The sequence below is a fragment of the Paractinoplanes lichenicola genome, assembly GCF_016785085.1.
GTDB lineage: Bacteria > Actinomycetota > Actinomycetes > Mycobacteriales > Micromonosporaceae > Actinoplanes > Actinoplanes lichenicola.
Window position 1 is genome coordinate 226,703 of sequence record NZ_JAENHO010000012.1, and the last position, 16,778, is coordinate 243,480.

15 protein-coding genes are annotated in these 16,778 nt (G+C 70.7%); 8 read left to right on the forward strand and 7 right to left on the reverse strand.

Features of this window, described 5'->3' with window-relative positions; genetic code table 11:
* Positions 1–8: 8 nt before the first annotated feature.
* From JKJ07_RS36835 to JKJ07_RS36850, 4 genes are read left to right on the forward strand one after another with little or no spacing between them, the layout of a single operon-like run.
* Entirely contained in the window at positions 9–962 is a 954-nt protein-coding gene (locus JKJ07_RS36835; protein ID WP_202996597.1) for a carbohydrate ABC transporter permease, read from the forward strand.
* Entirely contained in the window at positions 959–1,789 is an 831-nt protein-coding gene (locus tag JKJ07_RS36840) for a carbohydrate ABC transporter permease (RefSeq protein WP_307834595.1), read from the forward strand. Before JKJ07_RS36835 ends, JKJ07_RS36840 begins: the two co-directional genes overlap by 4 nt.
* 12 nt (positions 1,790–1,801) lie before the next feature.
* Positions 1,802–3,028: an ABC transporter ATP-binding protein gene (locus JKJ07_RS36845; RefSeq protein WP_202996598.1), complete on the forward strand. Its 1,227-nt coding sequence runs from the start codon at positions 1,802–1,804 to the stop codon at positions 3,026–3,028.
* Positions 3,025–4,557 (forward strand): glycoside hydrolase family 13 protein, encoded by a 1,533-nt coding sequence (locus JKJ07_RS36850; protein WP_202996599.1) that lies wholly within the window; start codon positions 3,025–3,027, stop codon positions 4,555–4,557. The genes JKJ07_RS36845 and JKJ07_RS36850 overlap by 4 nt, the downstream gene beginning before the upstream one ends.
* Positions 4,558–4,566: 9 nt before the next feature.
* Here the strand turns inward: JKJ07_RS36850 and JKJ07_RS36855 are convergent, their stop codons facing one another.
* Positions 4,567–5,124 (reverse strand): hypothetical protein, encoded by a 558-nt coding sequence (locus JKJ07_RS36855; RefSeq protein ID WP_202996600.1) that lies wholly within the window; start codon positions 5,122–5,124, stop codon positions 4,567–4,569.
* A 71-nt stretch (positions 5,125–5,195) separates the two neighbouring features.
* Between JKJ07_RS36855 and JKJ07_RS36860 the strand changes: the two genes are divergently transcribed.
* Positions 5,196–6,833 carry a calcium-binding protein gene (locus JKJ07_RS36860; RefSeq protein WP_202996601.1) on the forward strand — a complete coding sequence of 546 codons (1,638 nt, stop codon included), beginning with the start codon at positions 5,196–5,198 and terminating at the stop codon, positions 6,831–6,833.
* Between the two features lie 5 nt (positions 6,834–6,838).
* Here the strand turns inward: JKJ07_RS36860 and JKJ07_RS36865 are convergent, their stop codons facing one another.
* The gene (locus JKJ07_RS36865) at positions 6,839–7,474 is read right to left on the reverse strand and encodes a TetR/AcrR family transcriptional regulator (RefSeq protein ID WP_202996602.1); all 636 of its coding nucleotides are present in this window, start codon (positions 7,472–7,474) and stop codon (positions 6,839–6,841) included.
* Positions 7,475–7,564: 90 nt separating this feature from the next.
* Here JKJ07_RS36865 and JKJ07_RS36870 point away from each other — a divergent pair, with 90 nt between their 5' ends.
* Entirely contained in the window at positions 7,565–8,254 is a 690-nt protein-coding gene (locus JKJ07_RS36870; RefSeq protein WP_202996603.1) for an SDR family NAD(P)-dependent oxidoreductase, read from the forward strand.
* Positions 8,255–8,437: 183 nt separating this feature from the next.
* On the forward strand, positions 8,438–8,884 hold the full coding sequence (locus JKJ07_RS36875; protein WP_202996604.1) for a DUF6918 family protein: 447 nt from the start codon (positions 8,438–8,440) through the stop codon (positions 8,882–8,884).
* Positions 8,885–8,926: 42 nt separating this feature from the next.
* On the opposite strand, the gene JKJ07_RS36880 is transcribed toward JKJ07_RS36875, so the two are convergent.
* Genes JKJ07_RS36880 through JKJ07_RS36890 form a run of 3 tightly spaced genes read right to left on the reverse strand, consistent with a single transcriptional unit; the run spans position 8,927 to position 13,123 of the window.
* A complete protein-coding gene (locus JKJ07_RS36880) occupies positions 8,927–10,291 on the reverse strand; it encodes a sensor histidine kinase (protein WP_202996605.1) in 1,365 nt (454 codons plus the stop codon).
* Positions 10,288–10,974 carry a response regulator transcription factor gene (locus JKJ07_RS36885; RefSeq protein WP_202996606.1) on the reverse strand — a complete coding sequence of 229 codons (687 nt, stop codon included), beginning with the start codon at positions 10,972–10,974 and terminating at the stop codon, positions 10,288–10,290. Before JKJ07_RS36885 ends, JKJ07_RS36880 begins: the two co-directional genes overlap by 4 nt.
* A 13-nt stretch (positions 10,975–10,987) precedes the next feature.
* Positions 10,988–13,123: an MMPL family transporter gene (locus JKJ07_RS36890; RefSeq protein WP_202996607.1), complete on the reverse strand. Its 2,136-nt coding sequence runs from the start codon at positions 13,121–13,123 to the stop codon at positions 10,988–10,990.
* A 128-nt stretch (positions 13,124–13,251) separates the two neighbouring features.
* Between JKJ07_RS36890 and JKJ07_RS36895 the strand changes: the two genes are divergently transcribed.
* Positions 13,252–13,851: a TetR/AcrR family transcriptional regulator gene (locus JKJ07_RS36895; protein ID WP_202996608.1), complete on the forward strand. Its 600-nt coding sequence runs from the start codon at positions 13,252–13,254 to the stop codon at positions 13,849–13,851.
* Here JKJ07_RS36895 and JKJ07_RS36900 read toward each other — a convergent pair.
* Both JKJ07_RS36900 and JKJ07_RS36905 read right to left on the reverse strand, forming a co-directional pair.
* Positions 13,838–15,385 (reverse strand): ABC-F family ATP-binding cassette domain-containing protein, encoded by a 1,548-nt coding sequence (locus JKJ07_RS36900; protein ID WP_202996609.1) that lies wholly within the window; start codon positions 15,383–15,385, stop codon positions 13,838–13,840. The two genes, JKJ07_RS36895 and JKJ07_RS36900, sit on opposite strands and share 14 nt — an antisense overlap.
* A 114-nt stretch (positions 15,386–15,499) precedes the next feature.
* Positions 15,500–16,195 (reverse strand): GNAT family N-acetyltransferase, encoded by a 696-nt coding sequence (locus JKJ07_RS36905; RefSeq protein WP_202996610.1) that lies wholly within the window; start codon positions 16,193–16,195, stop codon positions 15,500–15,502.
* Between the last annotated feature and the right edge of the window lie 583 nt (positions 16,196–16,778).

The following is a 16,778-nucleotide window of genomic DNA, read 5'->3' on the forward strand; positions in this document are numbered from 1 at the left end:
GAGCGGCCATGAGCACAACCACCTCCGCCGCGCCTCCCCGAGCGCCCAAGGAGACCCGCGCGGCCCGCCGAGTCCGGCTGACCGACCGTACGCGCAAGGAACGCAACCTCGGGTGGATGCTGGCCGGGCCGGCGTTCATCGCGATGGTGGCGGTCACCGGCTACCCGATCCTCAACGCGATCTGGTTGTCCCTGTTCGACTTCCGCCTGACCGACCCGTCCGGGCGCGAGTTCGTCTTCCTGGGCAACTACCTGACGATCCTGACCGACGGGCTGTTCTGGCAGCAGTTCGGCATCACCTCGCTGATCACGATCGTCACCGTGTCGGTCGAGCTGGTGCTCGGGTTCGGGCTGGCGATGGTCATGCACCGGGCGCTGTATCTGCGCACCGCGTTGCGCACGGCGATCCTCATCCCGTACGGGATCATCACGGTCGTCTCGTCGTACGCGTGGGCCTACGCGTTCAGCAACACGTACGGCTTCGTCAACGGCGTCTTCGGCCTCGGCGAGTACGACTGGTTCGGCGGCACCTGGTCGGCCCTGTTCACCGTGTGCGTGGCCGAGATCTGGAAGACCACGCCGTTCATGTCGCTGCTGCTGCTGGCCGGCCTGGCCCAGATCCCCGACGACTATCTGGAGGCGGCCAAGGTCGACGGGGCCACCGCCTGGCAGCGCGTCAAGCGGGTGATCCTGCCCAACATGAAGGCCGCCATCATGGTCGCCCTGCTGTTCCGCACGCTCGACGCGTTCCGGATCTTCGACAGCATCTTCATCATGACCGCCGGCGCGCAGAACACCGAGACGCTGTCGTTCCTGGCCTACCGGCAGACGATCAGCCGGGTCATGGTCGGCCTCGGCTCGGCCGTCAGCGTCATCCTGGCCATCCTGGTCGTGCTGATCGCGGTGATGTTCGTCAAGGTCTTCAAGACCGACCTGTCCCAGCAGAGGGGGGACAAGAAGTGAAGGTCAGCCGCAGGACCCAGGCGTTCTGGATCGCCGGCGCGATCCTGATCATCGCGTACGCGATCATCCCGGTGCTCTGGATCATCTCGCTCTCGTTCAAGGAGGGCGACGACATCACCAACAAGTCGTTCCTGCCGAGCACGTGGAGCTGGGAGAACTACAAGACGGTCTTCGCCTCCGACCTGTTCACCACGGCGCTGCGCAACTCGGTCGGAATGTCGCTGATCGCCACCACGATCTCGGTCATCCTGGCCACCCTGGCCGCGTACGCCATCTCGCGGCTCGACTTCCCGGGCAAGCGCCTCGTGCTCGGGGTGGCCCTGGCCATCACGGTCTTCCCGGTCATCGCGATCGCCACCCCGCTGTTCGACCTGTGGCGCAACATCGGGCTCTACGACACCTGGCTGGGCCTGATCATCCCGTACCTGTCGTACTCGCTGCCGCTGTCGGTCTACGTGCTGGCCGCGTTCTTCCGCGAGATCCCGTGGGAGATGGAGCAGGCCGCCCAGGTCGACGGGGCCACGGCCTGGCAGGCGTTCCGCCGGGTGATCGTGCCGCTGGCCACCCCCGGCGTCTTCACCGCGGCCATCCTGACCTTTTTCGCGGTGTGGAACGACTTCGTCTTCGGCATCACGCTGACCTCCAGCGAGGCGGCCCGCCCGGTGCCCGCCGCGCTCGCGTTCTTCCAGGGCGCCTCGCAGTTCTCGCAGCCGACCGCCCCGATCGCGGCCGCCGCCGTGGTCGTCACCATCCCGGTCGTCATCCTCGTGCTGCTCTTCCAACGCAAGATCGTCGCCGGTCTCACCAACGGCGCCGTCAAGGGCTGAAAGGACGTTTCCATGGCAGCCATCGAGATGCGCAACATTGTCAAGGAGTACGGCGACGGCTTCAAGGCCGTCAACGACATCAGCCTGAGCATCGCCGACGGCGAGTTCATGATCCTGGTCGGGCCCTCCGGCTGCGGCAAGTCGACGCTGCTCCGCATGATCGTCGGGCTCGAGGACATCACGTCGGGCGACATGGTGATCGGCGACGACCGGGTCAACGAGAAGGCGCCGCGCGACCGCAACCTGTCCATGGTGTTCCAGAACTACGCGCTCTATCCGCACCTGACCGTGTTCGAGAACATCGCCTTCCCGCTGCGGCTCAACAAGAAGATCGGCGAGGACGAGATCAAGCGGCGGGTCAACGAGGCGGCCGACATGCTCGAGCTGCACGAGCACCTGGAACGCAAGCCGGCCAACCTCTCCGGCGGGCAGCGGCAGCGGGTCGCGATGGGCCGGGCGATCGTCCGCCAGGTCAACGCGTTCCTGTTCGACGAGCCGCTGTCCAACCTGGACGCCAAGCTGCGCGGCCAGATGCGTACGGAGATCTCGCGGATGCAACGCCGGCTGGGCACCACGACCGTCTACGTCACCCACGACCAGACCGAGGCGATGACGCTGGGCGACCGGGTGGCCGTGCTCCGCCGCGGCTTCCTGCAGCAGGTCGCCTCGCCCCGCGAGCTGTACGAGCAGCCGGTCAACATGTTCGTGGCCGGGTTCATCGGGTCGCCGCCGATGAACTTCCTGCCCGCCGTCGTCAGCGGGCAGCGGCTCAAGCTGCCGTTCCTCGAGACCGACCTGCCGGCGATCGCCTCCGGCAAGGTCACCGACGGGCAGCTGCTGATCGCGGGCATCCGGCCCGAGCACTTCGAGGACGCCCGCCTGCTCGACCCGTCGAAGCGGGACCGCGGGGTGACGTTCCGGGCCAAGGTCGACGTGACCGAGTGGCTCGGCGACTCGCAGTACGCGTACATCCCGTTCGAGGCCAACGAGGAGGTCACCAAGCAGCTGGCCGACCTGGCGGCCGAGCTCGACAGCGAGGCGCTGCGGACCCAGCTGATCATCTCGATCGACGCGATGAGCCGGCTCCGCGAGAACCACGAGGGCGAGTTCTGGGCCGACACCAGCCGGATGCACCTGTTCGACCCGCGTACGGGCGAGAACCTGACCCGCGACGAGGCGGCCGCGGCCGACCTGGCCAGCTACGAGGAGGAGGAGTTGCGCGAACGGACCGCTCAATGAGCTGGTGGCGCCGCGCGGTGTTCTACCAGGTGTACGTGTGGAGCTTCGCCGACTCCGACGGCGACGGGATCGGCGACCTCCCCGGCGTCCGGTCCCGCCTGCCGTATCTGCGCGACCTCGGGGTCGACGCGGTCTGGCTCAACCCGTTCTATCCGTCCCCGCAGGCCGACAACGGCTACGACGTGGCCGACTATCGCGACGTCGACCCCCGGTTCGGCACGCTGGCCGACGCCGACACGCTGATCCGCGACGCGCACGCGCTGGGGCTGCGGATCATCATCGACCTGGTGCCCAACCACACCTCGGCCGAGCATCCGTGGTTCCGGGCGGCGCTGGCCGACGGCCCGGGCAGCCCGGCACGCGGGCGCTACCTGTTCCGCGAGGGCCGGGGCCCCGGCGGCACGCAGCCGCCCAACAACTGGACCAGCAACTTCGGCGGCCGGGCGTGGACCCGAGTGCCGGACGGCCAGTGGTATCTGCACCTGTTCGCGCCGGCCCAGCCCGACCTGGACTGGACGTCGGCCGAGGTGCGCGAGGAGTTCCACTCGATCCTGCGGTTCTGGCTCGACCGCGGGGTGGACGGCTTCCGCATCGACGTCGCGCACGGCTTGGCCAAGGACCCGCAGATGCCCGACCTGGGCGCGGACCTCAACCGGACGGGCGCCTGTCACCCGCACTGGGACGTCGACGAGGTGCACGACGTCTATCGGGGCTGGCGGCGGGTGCTCGACACCTACCCCGGCGACCGGATGTTCGTGGGCGAGGTCGTGGTGCAGAGCGTCGAGCGGCTGGCGCTCTACCTGCGCCCCGACGAGCTGCACACGGCGTTCAACTTCGCCCTGCTGATGGCCCCGTGGGCGGCGGCCGCGCTGCGCCGGGCGATCGACGACAGCCTGACCGCGCTGGCGCCGGTCGGGGCCCCGCCGACGTGGGTGCTGTCCAACCACGACGAGACCCGGCACGTGACCCGCTACGGCGGCGGCACCCTGGGCGCCCGCCGGGCCCGCGCGGCCATCCTGCTGATGCTCGCCCTGCCCGGCGGCGTCTACCTCTATCAGGGCGAGGAGCTGGGCCTGCCCGAGGTGGAGAACCTGCCCGACCGCGTACGCCGGGACCCCGTCTTCTTCCGTACGGGCGGCGGGCAGCGGGGCCGTGACGGCTGCCGGGTGCCTTTGCCCTGGTCGGGCACGACCCCGTCGTTCGGTTTCGGGCCCGGGCACGAGACGTGGCTCCCCCAGCCCCCGACGTGGCGGGCCATGACCGTCGAACGCCAGAACACCGACCCCGCCTCGATGCTCAACCTCTATCGCGCCGCCCTGACCCTGCGCCGGCAGATCCCGCCGACGGCCCCGCTGACCTGGCTCCCCGCCGGCGACCAGGTGCTGGCCCTGAGCCGCGGCCCCGATTTCACCTGCATCGTCAACTTCGGCGACACCCCGGCCCCCTTGCCCGCCGGCGCCACGGTCGTGCTCGCCAGCGGCCCGCACACCGACACCCTGCCCGCCGACACCGCGGTCTGGCTCGGCTAGGCCCCAGCTTCACGTCGCTTCCAGGTCGAGCAGATAGCCGAGCGTCATCCGGCGCAGATCGTCGAACCGCATGGCCGCCACCTCCCGCCCGCGCTCCGCCGACGGCGGCCCGGGTGCGTCCAGGCGCACGATCCGGTGGACCCGCCAACGCCGTACGGCTCGATTCAAGAGCTCGTCCGCGGGCTCGAACATCCCGGTCTCGTAGTCCTCGGCGATGCCGAGCCGGCCACGGACCCGCACCCAGGCGCCGGACCGCGGAACGGGAATCGGCGGATCCGACCCGGGTTCCCGGCTCTCGGGGCTGATCCGCGGGCTTTCGGTGCCCACCTCGCTGACATAGATGCCGAGCCCGCCGACATCGAGCATCCAGCCGTCCGGCCAGCTGCTCCGGACCTCGACCACCTGACCCACCAGATCATGACCCGATCCGGGCGCCTCCTGCGCGCTCGCCGGGACCCGATATCGGCAGCTCAACGCCAGCGGCATCACAACCGTGCCGCCGACCTCGGCGGTCAGCCCGTCGCTGCCCACAACACTGCTCGACACGAAGACGTCACGCCACAGCATGCCCCTGATCATCGCCTGAGCTCAGTTCGCCGCGTCCGCAACCGACTGGATACGTGGAGGGAGGGCCTCTCATGCGGCTGCGCTTCTTGATGCCGGTGGTGGCCGGTGGTCTGGCCGTGGCGCTGACCGGCCCGGTTCCGGCTGCGGCGGCGGTGCCGACCACTACCGTCGGCGGGGTGCGCCGGACCTGCACGGTGGTCGGCACCGACCGCAACGACCGCCTCCGCGGCACCGCCGGCAACGACGTGATCTGCGGCCGAGGCGGCAACGACATCATCGAGGGCGCCGGCGGCAACGACGTCATCGACGGCGGCCCGGGCAGTGACTCCATCACCGGCGGCGCGGGCAACGACGTGGTCGCGGGCGGGACGGGCAACGACACCATCAACGGTGGCTCGGGCAACGACGTGGTGGCCGGCAGCGCCGGCAACGACCGGATCAGCCTCGAGACCGGCAACGACCGCGCGACCGGCGACGCGGGCGACGACCGCATCGACGGTGGCCCCGGCGACGACCGGCTCGAGGGCGGGGCCGGCGCCGACTATCTCGAGGGCGGCACCGGCATCAACACCTGCCTGCGCGACGCGGCCGACACCTCGCCGGCGACCTCGTGCTCGGACCTGCAGGCGCCGGTGCTGCACGCCGGCACGGCCCGCTGGGACGGCCCGGCCACCCTCGACAACTCGGCCGCCCGGACCCTGCGCCTGCTGATGCGGGTCACCGACGACCGGGCCGGTCTGCGTTACGCGATGCTGCACTACCGTAACGGCCCGATCGAGGTCCGGTTCATCAGCCAGAATCTGCTCTCCGGCACCGGCAACGACGGTGTCCACGAGTTCCGCGCCACCGTGCCCGCGTACGCGCCGACCGGCGAGTATCGCGCGATCGGCGCGGCGGCCGAGGACCGGGTCAACCGGCAGACGTCGACGATCGACCTGACCGCGCTGCCCTCGTTCACCGTGACCGGGGTGTCCGACCTGACCGGCCCGGTGCTCGACGTGCCGTCGGCACAGTGGGCCACGCCGACCACCCTCGACAACGGCACGGCACACCCCGTACGCCTGCGGATGCACCTGACCGACGACCGGTCGGGCGTCGCCTCGGGCTACGTCATCCTGAGCAACAACCAGGGCGGGCCGTCGATCTATCTGCGGCAGTACCGGCTGATCTCCGGCACCGCCACGGACGGCGTCGGGGAATTCTTCGGTGACATGCCCGCGCACGCCACGACCGGCGAATGGCTGGTCAACTCGGTCGTGCTGGTCGACCGGGCGGGCCGCGAGTCGTCGGGCGGGACGGTGGACGCCCCGCTCACGGTGACCGGCGTCGCCGACACCGCCGACCCGGTGGCCGACCTCGGCAGCGCCCGCTGGATGACGCCGCGGACCTTCGACAACGGCGCCGACCGGGCCGTACGGCTGCGCCTGCGCCTCACCGACGACCTCTCCGGAATCCCCACCCCGAACATGTGGACGCTCGCGCTCTCCCCGGTCGGTGACCCCGGCTCCAGCGCGTACATGTCGAGCATGCGGCTGGTGTCCGGCACGGCCACCGACGGCGTCTGGGAGTTCGCCGGCTTCATCGAGGCGTCGTCACCGGCCGGGGTCTGGCACGTGCGCTGGCTCTCGTTCCGCGACGGGGCCGGCCACGCCGTGGTCCTGACCGACGTAGACGAGATTCCGACGCTCACCATCACCGACGCCCGCTGATCCGCCTAGCGCGCTCTGCGAGGGCCCAGTCCGATCATGGCCAGTTTCACCTGCTCGTCGGTCATCGCGGCCACGGGCAGCGGGTGTGCGGCGCCGGGGCGCAGGCCGTCGAGGGCGAGCGCCAGCGACCGTCGCCATGCCAGGGGGGCGATGCCCGCGGTGGCCCGGACGATCGCCGCCGTCGACCAGAGCAGGAACGCCATGTCCTGCACGGCGAAATCGGCCCGCAGCGACCCGGCCGCCTGCGCCCGGTCGATCAGGCCCCGGGCCCGGCCCATCTGGGCGTCACAGATCTCGGTGAGGCGGGCCGCATCGGGGAAGCGGCGGCTCACCGCGTCGTTGAGCGCCGGGTCGGTCGCCTGCATCTCGCACAGCGACGTCACGTAGGCCGCGAAACCGTCCCACGGATCGGGCACGGCCAGCGCCCGCTCCATCATCTCCTGGATGCGGGCCTCGATCAGCTCGGGCATGACCGCGTCGATCAGCGCGTCACGGCCGCCGAAGCGGTTGTAGACCGTGCCCGGGCTGACCCCGGCCCGCTGGGCGATCTGCTCGAGCGGCACCTCGAGCCCGTGCTCGCGGAACGCGGACACGGCGGCCTCGCGCAGCCGCTCGATGTTGCGCTGGGCGTCCTTCCGCATGCCGGCGATCCTATCCCGCCCGGCCGACATCTTGATGCTGCCTCAAGTTCCACGTAACTTGATGGCACCTTCAATTTCTGGGAGACCCGCATGAGCAAGACGATCGCGATCCTCGGGACCGGCACCGGCCTGGGCACGTCGGTGGCCCGCCGCTTCGGCCGCGAGGGCTACCGGGTGGCGCTGGTCGCCCGCACCCGCGAGCGGCTGGAGGCCCTGGCCGCTCAGCTGACGGCCGAAGGCGTCGAGGCCGCCGCCTTTCCGGCCGACCTGAGCCGGCCGGCGGACGTCCGGGCGGCGCTAGCGGCGATCGGCCACGTCGACGTCCTCGAATACGCGCCGATCACCACGGAGGGTTTCACCGCGGCCGCCGAGCTGACCGTCGAGAAACTCCGCCCGTACGCCGACACGTACTTGTTCGGCCTGGTCGAGGCGGTACAGGCGGTGCTGCCGGCCATGCTCGAGCGCGGCGACGGGGCGATCCTGGTCGGTCAGGGCGTCTCGGCCGTGCACCCGCGGCCCTACCTGAGCGGCCTGGGCCCGGTCATGGCGGCGGCCCGCAACTACGTGCACTCGCTGCACGCCGAGCTCGCCGACCGGGGCGTCTACGCGGGTGTCGTCCACGTCGCCGCATTGATCAAGCGCAGCGCCGGGGAGGCCAGCCTGCCGGCCGGTATCGATCCGGCGACGATCCCGTCCATCGACCCCGATGACATCGCCGACGCGCTCTGGTCGATGGCTACGAAGCGTGACGAGATCGAACGACTTCTGCCCGAGGCCTAGCAGACCTGCTCGGCGGGCGCGACCCCGAAACGCCGCCCGGACGGACCATCCGCATCGACGATCAGGCGGAAGATCCTAGCCACGGCGGGGCATCTCACGTGACGGGAGAGGCAGGAGTTGAAAGTGTTTCCTCATTGAGTAGTCTGCGTGCCGTCGTCTTGTTGATGAGGAGCGCGCACACCCATGGTTTCCAACCTTCTTGACCTTTCCGCGAACCCGGCCACGAAGGAGGCCATCGTCAAGGACGCCCAGGCGCTGGTCGAGTCGGAACTCGCCAACAAGTCGGGCATCTCGGCCGGTGCCGTCAAGCTCGCCTACAAGGCGGTCACCTCGTTCGCGCCGGGCTACTACACCGAGACCCTGAACATCCTGGTCCCCTCGATGCTCGAGGCGCTCCAGCCGTTCTGGGCCGACTTCCAGCTGGCCGGCGGCGGCTCGTTCGGTGACTACCTGGTCAAGCGCCAGGACGAGGTCACCCCGGCCCTGCTCAAGGTCACCGACGACATGGCTCACTCCTCGGAGAAGGCCGTCGTCGTCAAGGCCTACAACACCGTTCGCGGTGGCGCGTCGAAGCACATCGAGGCCGCCCTGCCGGCCCTCGGTGGCCTGGTGGAGAAGTACGCCGCCTGATCGGCTCGTAAGAAGGGCCGCCCTGATAAGGGCGGCCCTTTTTCATGGCAGGTGCAGGCTGACCGTGGTGCCCTCCCCCGGTGCCGACCGCACGGTCACCCGGCCGCCGTGGGCGCGGACGATGGCCTGCACGATGGCCAGGCCCAGGCCCGACCCGCCGTAGTCGCGGCTGCGGCTGGCCTCGGCCCGCCAGAACCGGTCGAACAGCCGCGGCAGGTCGCCGGCCGGGATCCCCGAGCCGTCGTCGGTGACGTCGACACGGGCCTCCTCACCGTCGCGGGCCAGCGTCAGTCGGACCCGGGTGCCCGGCGGGTTGTGCTGCACGGCGTTGCCGACCAGATTGCGCAGCACCTGCTGCAGGCGGGCGGCGTCGCCGAGCGCGGGCAGGCCGTCCGGCGGGGCGGTCAGCGCGATGTCGAGCCGGGCGTAGATCACCTGCGCGTCCTCGACCACGCTCGCGGCCAGCGTGGCCAGGTCGAGCGGCCGCCGGTCGAGCGGCCGGCCGGTGTCCAGGCGGGCCAGCAGCCCCAGCTCCTCGACCAGCAGCCGGATCCGGCCCACCTCGTCCTCGATCCGGGCCACGGCCTGCTCGACGTCGTCGCCGCCGATCCCGCCCTGCCGATAGAGCTCGAGCCAGCCCGAGATCGTGGCCAGCGGGGTCCGCAGCTCGTGCGAGGCGTCGGCGGCGAACGTCCGCGCCCTGTCCTCGGCGCGGGCCTGTGCGTCGAAAGCCCGGTTGACCGCGGCCGCCAGCACGTCGGTCTCGGCACGCGGACGCGAGACCGGCAACCGCTCCTCGCGGGAGCCCTCCGCGATGGCGTCGGCGGCCTGCGCCATCTCGGCCAGCGGCCGCAGGCCGAAGCGCAGGACGAGCACGGCCAGCCCCATGAAGGCGACCACCGCGGCCAGCCCGACCAGCACCAGGCTCCGGATGAAGCCGGCCGTGGCCGTCCGGTCGATGTTCGGATCGTTGACCAGGATCAGGTGGGCGACGTCGTCCACGGGACGGTCCGCGTAGACCATCCGCATGCCCGGGGTCGGCACGCGCACGGCCACGACGTCGTCCCCGGTCTCCAGGATCGCGCCCGGGGCGGCCCGGCCGGCCAGCCGGGCCAGCTCGTACTCCCGGCCCGCGCTGGATCCGATGGCGAAGAGGATGTCGCCGCCCGCGTCCTGCCCCATGATGCCCAGCGGCGGGCCGAGCATCGTCTCGAACTGCTCCGCGTTGATCGTCTGCGGGCCCGACGCGACCAGCTCGACGATCCGGCGCTCGTCGTCGCGCAGCTTGGTCACCGAGCGGTCGGAGACGTAGTCGTGGACGAGCCAGGCGGTGATCGCGCCGCTGACCCCGAGGGCGAGAACGAACAGCACGAGAAACCCGGCCAGCAACCGGCCCCGGATGCTCATCGGTCCCCGGCCCGCAGGGTGTAGCCGACGCCCCGGACGGTGTGGATCAGCGGGTCGTGCCCGTCGTCGATCTTGCGGCGCAGGTTGGAGATGAACCGCTCGACGACGACCGAGTCCCCGCCGAAGTCGTACTGCCAGACCGCCTCGAGGATCTGCGCCTTGGACAGCACCTGCCCGGGCCGCGTGATGAGCAGGTGCAGCAGCTTGAACTCGGTCGGCGACAACGACACCGTACGGTCGGCGCGCCGGACCTCGTGCCGCCGCGGATCCACCGACAGGTCGCGGAAGGTCAGGGCCGCGTCCTCGGGCACCGCGGCGCCACGCGAGCGCCGCAGCAACGCCTCGATCCGGGCCCCGACCTCCACCACGCTGAACGGCTTGACCACGTAGTCGTCGCCGCCCAGTTGCAGGCCGCGCACCCTGTCCTCGACGGCGTCGCGGGCGGTCAGGAACAGCACCGGCACCGCGATCGAGCGGGCCCGGAGCATCGTCAGGACGTCGAACCCGGTGCCGCCGGGCAGCATCACGTCGAGCACGATGACGTCGGGCGGCGAGGCCAGCACCCGGTCGAGCGCCTGGGGGATGTCGGCGGCCACGTCGACCTCGTAGCCGGCGAAGCGCAGCGCCGAGGTCAGCAGCCCCCGGAGGCCGGGGTCGTCGTCGACTACGAGGACGCGGTCCATCTCGTTCTCCTACCTATCCGACCAGCTCGGGGACCCGTACGGGGGTCTCGGGCTCTTGCATCTCGTGGCCCTCGACGTCGACCTTGGGCACCACCCGGTCGAGCCAGCGCGGGAGCCGCCAGGACCGGTCGCCGAGCAGCTTGAGCACGGCGGGCACCAGGGTCAGGCGTACGAGGAAGGCATCGACCAGCACCCCGAAGGCCAGCGCGAAGGCGATCGGCATGACGTTGGGGTCGTGCGAGAACAGGAAGCTGACGAAGACCGTGATCATGATGACCGCCGCGGCTACCACGACCCGCCCGGCGTTGCGGCTGCCGGCCCGGATCGCCTCGTGCGCGTCGCCGTGCCGGCTATAGTGCTCACGCATGGCCGAGACCAGGAAGACCTCGTAGTCCATGGCCAGGCCGAACAGCACGGCCATCACGATGATCGGTGCGAAGCTGGGCACCGGGCCGACCAGCGGCACCCCGAGCAGGCCGGCCAGCCAGCCCCACTGGAAGACGGCGACCATCGCGCCGAACGACGCGCCGAGCGAGAGCAGGAAGCCGGCGGTGGCCTTGAGCGGGACGGTCCAGGAGCGGAAGGCGATCAGCAGGAGCAGCAGGGAGAGGCCGACCACGACGACGCCGAACGGGAGCAGGGCGCCGTTGAGCTTGTCGACCGCGTCCAGGCCGACCACGGTCAGGCCGGTCACCGCCACTGACGCCCCGTACGGCTCCAGCGCCGTACGCAGGTCGGTGACCAACTCGATCGTGGCGCTGTCGCGGGGGCCCGTGGCCGGGACGATCGCCACCAGCGCGGCCTGCTTGTCCTGAGCGAGGATCGGGCCGTTGACTCCGGCGATTCCGGGCATCGCCTCGACGGTGCCGATGACCCGTTCGGCCGTGGCAGTGGGGTTCGGCCCCTCGACCAGCACCGCCAGCGTGCCGTTGGCGCCGGGACCGAAGGCGCCGGCGATCAGGTCGTACGCCTGCCGGGGCTCGGAGCCCGGGGCCGCGGAGCCGTTGTCGTTGAGGGCAAGTTGCAGCTGCGTGGCCGGGACGGCCAGCACGGCCAGGCCGAGCACCATGGCCACGACCACCTTGCGGGGGTGCCGGATGACGAGGTCGATCCAGCGGGTCGCGAGGTTGGTCGGCCGGGCCGGGCGAACCCTCGTACGGGGGCGCAGTTTTTCGCCGGACAGGGACAGCAGAGCGGGCAGGGCGGTCAGGGCGAGCACAACGGCGACGGCGACCGCCCCGGCCGCGGACAGGCCCATCGAGGTCAGCATGGGCACGCCGGCCAGGGTGAGACCGGCCAGCGCGATGATCACGGTCAGCCCGGCGAACAGCACCGAGCTGCCCGCGGTGGCGGTGGCCAGGGCGATCGACTCGGCCACCCCCATGCCCCGGGAGAGCTGGGCCCGATGCCGCGAGACGATCAGCAACGCGTAGTCGATGCCGACGGCCAGGCCGAGCATGAGGGCCAGGGTCAGCGCGTTCTGCGAGACGTCGAACAGGTTGGTCGCGAGCAGGATGCCACCGGCCGTGCCGCCCACGCCGAGCGCCGCGGTCAGCATCGGGATGCCGGCCGCCAGCATCGAGCCGAAGGTGACCAGCATGACGAGCAGGGCGACGGCGATGCCGATCGTCTCGGGGACGCCGAACGGCTCGAGCTCCTCCTCGAAGGCGTCACCGCCGAACAGCACCCGGCCGCCGTAACCCTCCCCCGCCGCCCGTACGGCCTCTTGCAGGGCCGGCTCGACCTCGGTGCCCGCGGGCAGGTCGAACCCGATCGAGGCGACCGCGATCCGGCCGTCGTCCGAGACCTGGTCGAGCGGATCGCCGACCTCGGCCACGTGCTCGACGGTCCGCACCCGCTCGAGCACGGCGGTCATCTGCGTCTTGACCGAGTCGTCGTCGATTCGGGCGCCGTTCGGGGCGACGAACACGACGTCACCCTCGACGCCGCTGCCGCCCGGGAAGTGCCGGTCCAGCTTCTCGAGCGCGACCTGGCCCGGGGAGCCGGGGATGGCGTGACCGGGCGAGAACGAGCCGGCGAAGCCGAACGCCAGGATCAGGGTGGCGGCGAGGACGGCCAGCGAGGTGGCGAGAAAGAGGAGCCGGCGACGGGCCGCGAGGGCGCCGAGCCGGTAGAGGACCTTGGCCACTGGACTGCCTTTCGTAACGGGGTGCTGAGTCCCGTTCAGCCTCGGTTCCACGGTTGACGGGCGGCCCGCTCCGAACTTGACGACTTCTTGATGATCTGGACAGTGTGAGTATGCCAGGATCATGGCCCATGAAGCGCGCGACGTATCACCACGGCGATCTGCGGGCCGCGCTGCTCGAGGCCGGGCTCACCCTGGCCCGTACGGGCGGGCCGCAGGCGATCGTGCTGCGCGAGGTGACCCGGGCCGTCGGCGTCGCCCCGAACTCGGCGTACGGCCACTTCGCCACCCTGACCGCGCTGAAGTCGGCGGTCGCCGAGCGGGCCCGCGTCGAGATGGCCACGGCGATGGACGGCGGGATCGAAGCGGCCGACCCCGTCGCCCGCCTGCGCGAGGTCGGCCGCGCCTACGTCCGCTACGCCCTGACCGAGCCGGGGCTGTTCCGCACCGCGATGGGCGGCGACCCGGCCGGGCTGCGCGAGCCCGCGGCGTTCGAGGACGACGACCTGCCCCGCCCGCGCCGGCATCTGCAACGCGCGCTGGCCGGGCTGGTCGAGGCCGGTCTGCTGCGGCCGGAGGACACGCCCCGGGCCGCCCTGGCCTGCTGGGCCACCGTGCACGGGCTGTCGATCATGCTGCTGGACCTGCTGCCGCAGCTGACCGCCGACGAGCAGGACGCCGCCGTCGACGACGCCCTCACCGTCCTGATCGCCGGGCTCAGGGCAGCCTGATCGTCCTCTCGATCCCGATCTCGTCGAGGAACCGCTGGTCGTGGCTGACAACCACAAAAGCGCCCCGGTACGCGATCAGGGCCGACTCGAGTTGGGCCACGCTGTCGAGGTCGAGGTTGTTGGTCGGCTCGTCGAGCAGCAGCAACTGCGGCGCGGGCTCGGCGAACAGCACACAGGCCAGGGTGGCCCGCAGACGCTCGCCGCCGGACAGCACCCGTACGGGCAAATGGGCTCTTGACCCTCGGAACAGGAACCGGGCGAGCAGGTTCATCCGCTCGGCGTCGGGCAGCGAGGGCGCGAAGCGGGCCAGACTCTCGGCCACCGTCGCGTCGTCGTCGAGCAGGTCGAGCCGCTGCGACAACAGGGCCACCCGCTGCGCGCCCCGCACGATCAGCCGCAGCAGGCTCGACTTGCCGGCGCCGTTCGGGCCGAGCAGCGCGATCCGCTCCGGCCCCCGGATGATCAGCTCGTCCATCAGCGGGCGGTCCAGGTAGGGCACCTTCAGATCGCGGCCCGAGAAGACGGTGCGGCCGGCGGGCACGGTCGTCTGCGGCAGGTCGATGACGATCCGGTCGTCCTGCTTGGCGGCCCAGCTCGCCTCGTCGTAGCGGGCCTGCGCGCCGGCCACTCGCGACGCCTGCACCTCGCCGCCGCGGGCCGCCGACACCTGCGCGTTGTTCTTCAGGTTGCCGGCGTGGATGCGCGACAGCCCCGCGCTGCCCAGGTTGCGCGCGGCGGTCGACATGCGCCGGGCCGACCGCTCCCGCGCCTGCTGCGCCTCACGTTTCTGCCGCTTGAGATCCTGCTCGGCGTTGCGCACCTGCCGATCGGCCACTTCTCGCTCGGCCTTCATCGCTTCCCCGTACGCCGTGAAGTTGCCCCCGAACCAGCGGATCTCGCCGTCGTCGAGGGCCGCGATCCGGTCCATCTCGTCCAGCAGCGCGCGATCGTGACTGACGACAATCAAACAGCCCCCGTACGTTTTGAGGACCGCGCTCAGCTTCTCCCGGGCGCCGGCGTCGAGGTTGTTGGTCGGCTCGTCGAGCAGCAACACGTCGGGCCGTTTGAGCAGCTGGGCGGCGAGCCCGAGCGAGACGACCTGGCCGCCGCTGAGCGTGCCGAGCCGCCGCTCGAGCCCCACATCGTCGAGGCCGAGCCGGTCGAGCTCGGCCCGGCTGCGCTCCTCGACGTCCCAGTCGTTGCCGACCACGGCGAAATGCTCCTCGGCCGGATCGCCCGACTCGATGGCGTGCAGCGCGGCCACGATCCGGTCGACGCCGAGCACCTCGGCCACGGTTTGATCGCTGACGAAGGGCAGGTGCTGCGGGAGGTAGCCCAGCGGGCCGCCCAGGGTGATCGAGCCGCCGGCCGGGGTGAGGTCGCCCGCGATCAGGCGCAAGAGAGTCGTCTTGCCCGTGCCGTTAGCGGCGACGAGGCCGTTGCGCCCCGGCGGGAACGAGACGGTCAGCTCGTCGAAGACCGGGGTGTCATCGGGCCAGGAAAAGGACAGAGTGGTGCACACGACAGAAGACATGGGAAAGCTCCGCAGGAGTGCGTCGGGGTAGGAAACGGCTTCTCACGGGCTTTCACCCTGAGATGTCGTCGTCTCCCAACACCGGTCTCTCCTCTGCCCTTGCTTTGGGGAATCTTAGCGCGTCGCTATCCGATACGCATGGAAGTTAATGTCGCGCCGATGCCGGAACCCCATGGCCAGATAGAGCCGGATCGCGTTGTCGTTGTTGCCGGCCGCGTGCAGGAACGGTCGCTCGCCACGCTCCTGGATGCCCGCCGCTACGGCCCGCACGAGCCGGTTGGCCAGCCCTCGACCACGGAAGGCGGGGTCGGTGCAGACGGCACTGATTTCGGCCCAGCCCGGCGGTCGCACTCGCTCACCGGCCATGGCCACGAGCTTGCCGTCGTGGCGAATGCCCCGGTAGCCACCCAGCTCGAGCGTGCGCGGACCGAAGGGGCCGGGCTTGGTGCGGGCCACCAGGTCGAGCATCTCGGGCACATCGACCGCACCGAGGGTGACCACTTCGGGGTCGGGGGCGGCGACCAGATCCTCGCCTGTGAGCTGCACCCCCTTGCCCCCGCCGACCAGCTCCCAGCCGACGGCCGGGCCCTCGTCCGGCGCGCCGGGCATCAGGACCGTGGTGCCCGGCTCGACCAGCTCGGCGAGGTCGGCCCAGGCGGCGGGGTCGGCCGCATCGGCAAGAGCCACGAACGGGGACACCTCGGGCTGATAACGCGCGGCCTGCCCTTTACTGATGGCGAACCTTCGCTGCGGGCCGGTCAGGGCGCACCACACGGGATTGTCGAGCACCACCCGATCCACGGTCGTCATGGGGACCCCTTCCGCCGCCTGCAGTCCTTCCTACCGCCCCCACGCGCCGAACGAGCACCGGAAGCCTCGGAGTGTGACCGGAGGCATAAGACAAACCCGGCCCATCCCAACCGGTCCCACTTAACGCAGTGCACTCTCATGCCGAGATGAGGATGTCGCGGCTCGAAACTCCTAGAACCAAACAAGACGCCCCTGCGCCCAACGAGAGCCGTGGAGCCGACACCCTAGACGTTCACAAGGTATGGGCAGGCCGGAGTTGAGTCGGATCAAATGTTAACGCCTCCGCCCGACGGTTGACCATGCGCCTTCTAAACGGCGAGCCGTCATCGTTGCGCGGCGATCACATCTGTACCGGAGCGTACCGAACTGCCGACACATCGCTTTCCCGAGGCCACCGTAGACTGCTCAGCCGCCTTGAGAAATTCGAGCGCCTGTGCAACATCTGGTGCCGTCCAAAAAGTCTCAAACTAACGACGACTCACCGGCCGAGGAATACGCTCATCGGTCGTACCTAGGATTCGCTACCAAACACGAGCGTCAATCAATGGGACGCCGGAACTAGGGATCCGACTCTCGCGGAGTC

Bases quoted from the DNA above. Each gene is read 5' to 3' on its own strand.
- JKJ07_RS36905 (WP_202996610.1), bottom strand. From the start codon at position 16,195: ATGACGACCGTGGATCGGGTGGTGCTCGACAATCCCGTGTGGTGCGCC.
- JKJ07_RS36860 (WP_202996601.1), top strand. From the start codon at position 5,196: ATGCGGCTGCGCTTCTTGATGCCGGTGGTGGCCGGTGGTCTGGCCGTG.
- JKJ07_RS36850 (WP_202996599.1), top strand. From the start codon at position 3,025: ATGAGCTGGTGGCGCCGCGCGGTGTTCTACCAGGTGTACGTGTGGAGC.
- JKJ07_RS36880 (WP_202996605.1), bottom strand. From the start codon at position 10,291: ATGAGCATCCGGGGCCGGTTGCTGGCCGGGTTTCTCGTGCTGTTCGTT.
- JKJ07_RS36900 (WP_202996609.1), bottom strand. From the start codon at position 15,385: ATGTCTTCTGTCGTGTGCACCACTCTGTCCTTTTCCTGGCCCGATGAC.
- JKJ07_RS36895 (WP_202996608.1), top strand. From the start codon at position 13,252: ATGAAGCGCGCGACGTATCACCACGGCGATCTGCGGGCCGCGCTGCTC.
- JKJ07_RS36875 (WP_202996604.1), top strand. From the start codon at position 8,438: ATGGTTTCCAACCTTCTTGACCTTTCCGCGAACCCGGCCACGAAGGAG.
- JKJ07_RS36870 (WP_202996603.1), top strand. From the start codon at position 7,565: ATGAGCAAGACGATCGCGATCCTCGGGACCGGCACCGGCCTGGGCACG.
- JKJ07_RS36865 (WP_202996602.1), bottom strand. From the start codon at position 7,474: ATGCGGAAGGACGCCCAGCGCAACATCGAGCGGCTGCGCGAGGCCGCC.
- JKJ07_RS36885 (WP_202996606.1), bottom strand. From the start codon at position 10,974: ATGGACCGCGTCCTCGTAGTCGACGACGACCCCGGCCTCCGGGGGCTG.
- JKJ07_RS36855 (WP_202996600.1), bottom strand. From the start codon at position 5,124: ATGCTGTGGCGTGACGTCTTCGTGTCGAGCAGTGTTGTGGGCAGCGAC.
- JKJ07_RS36845 (WP_202996598.1), top strand. From the start codon at position 1,802: ATGGCAGCCATCGAGATGCGCAACATTGTCAAGGAGTACGGCGACGGC.
- JKJ07_RS36835 (WP_202996597.1), top strand. From the start codon at position 9: ATGAGCACAACCACCTCCGCCGCGCCTCCCCGAGCGCCCAAGGAGACC.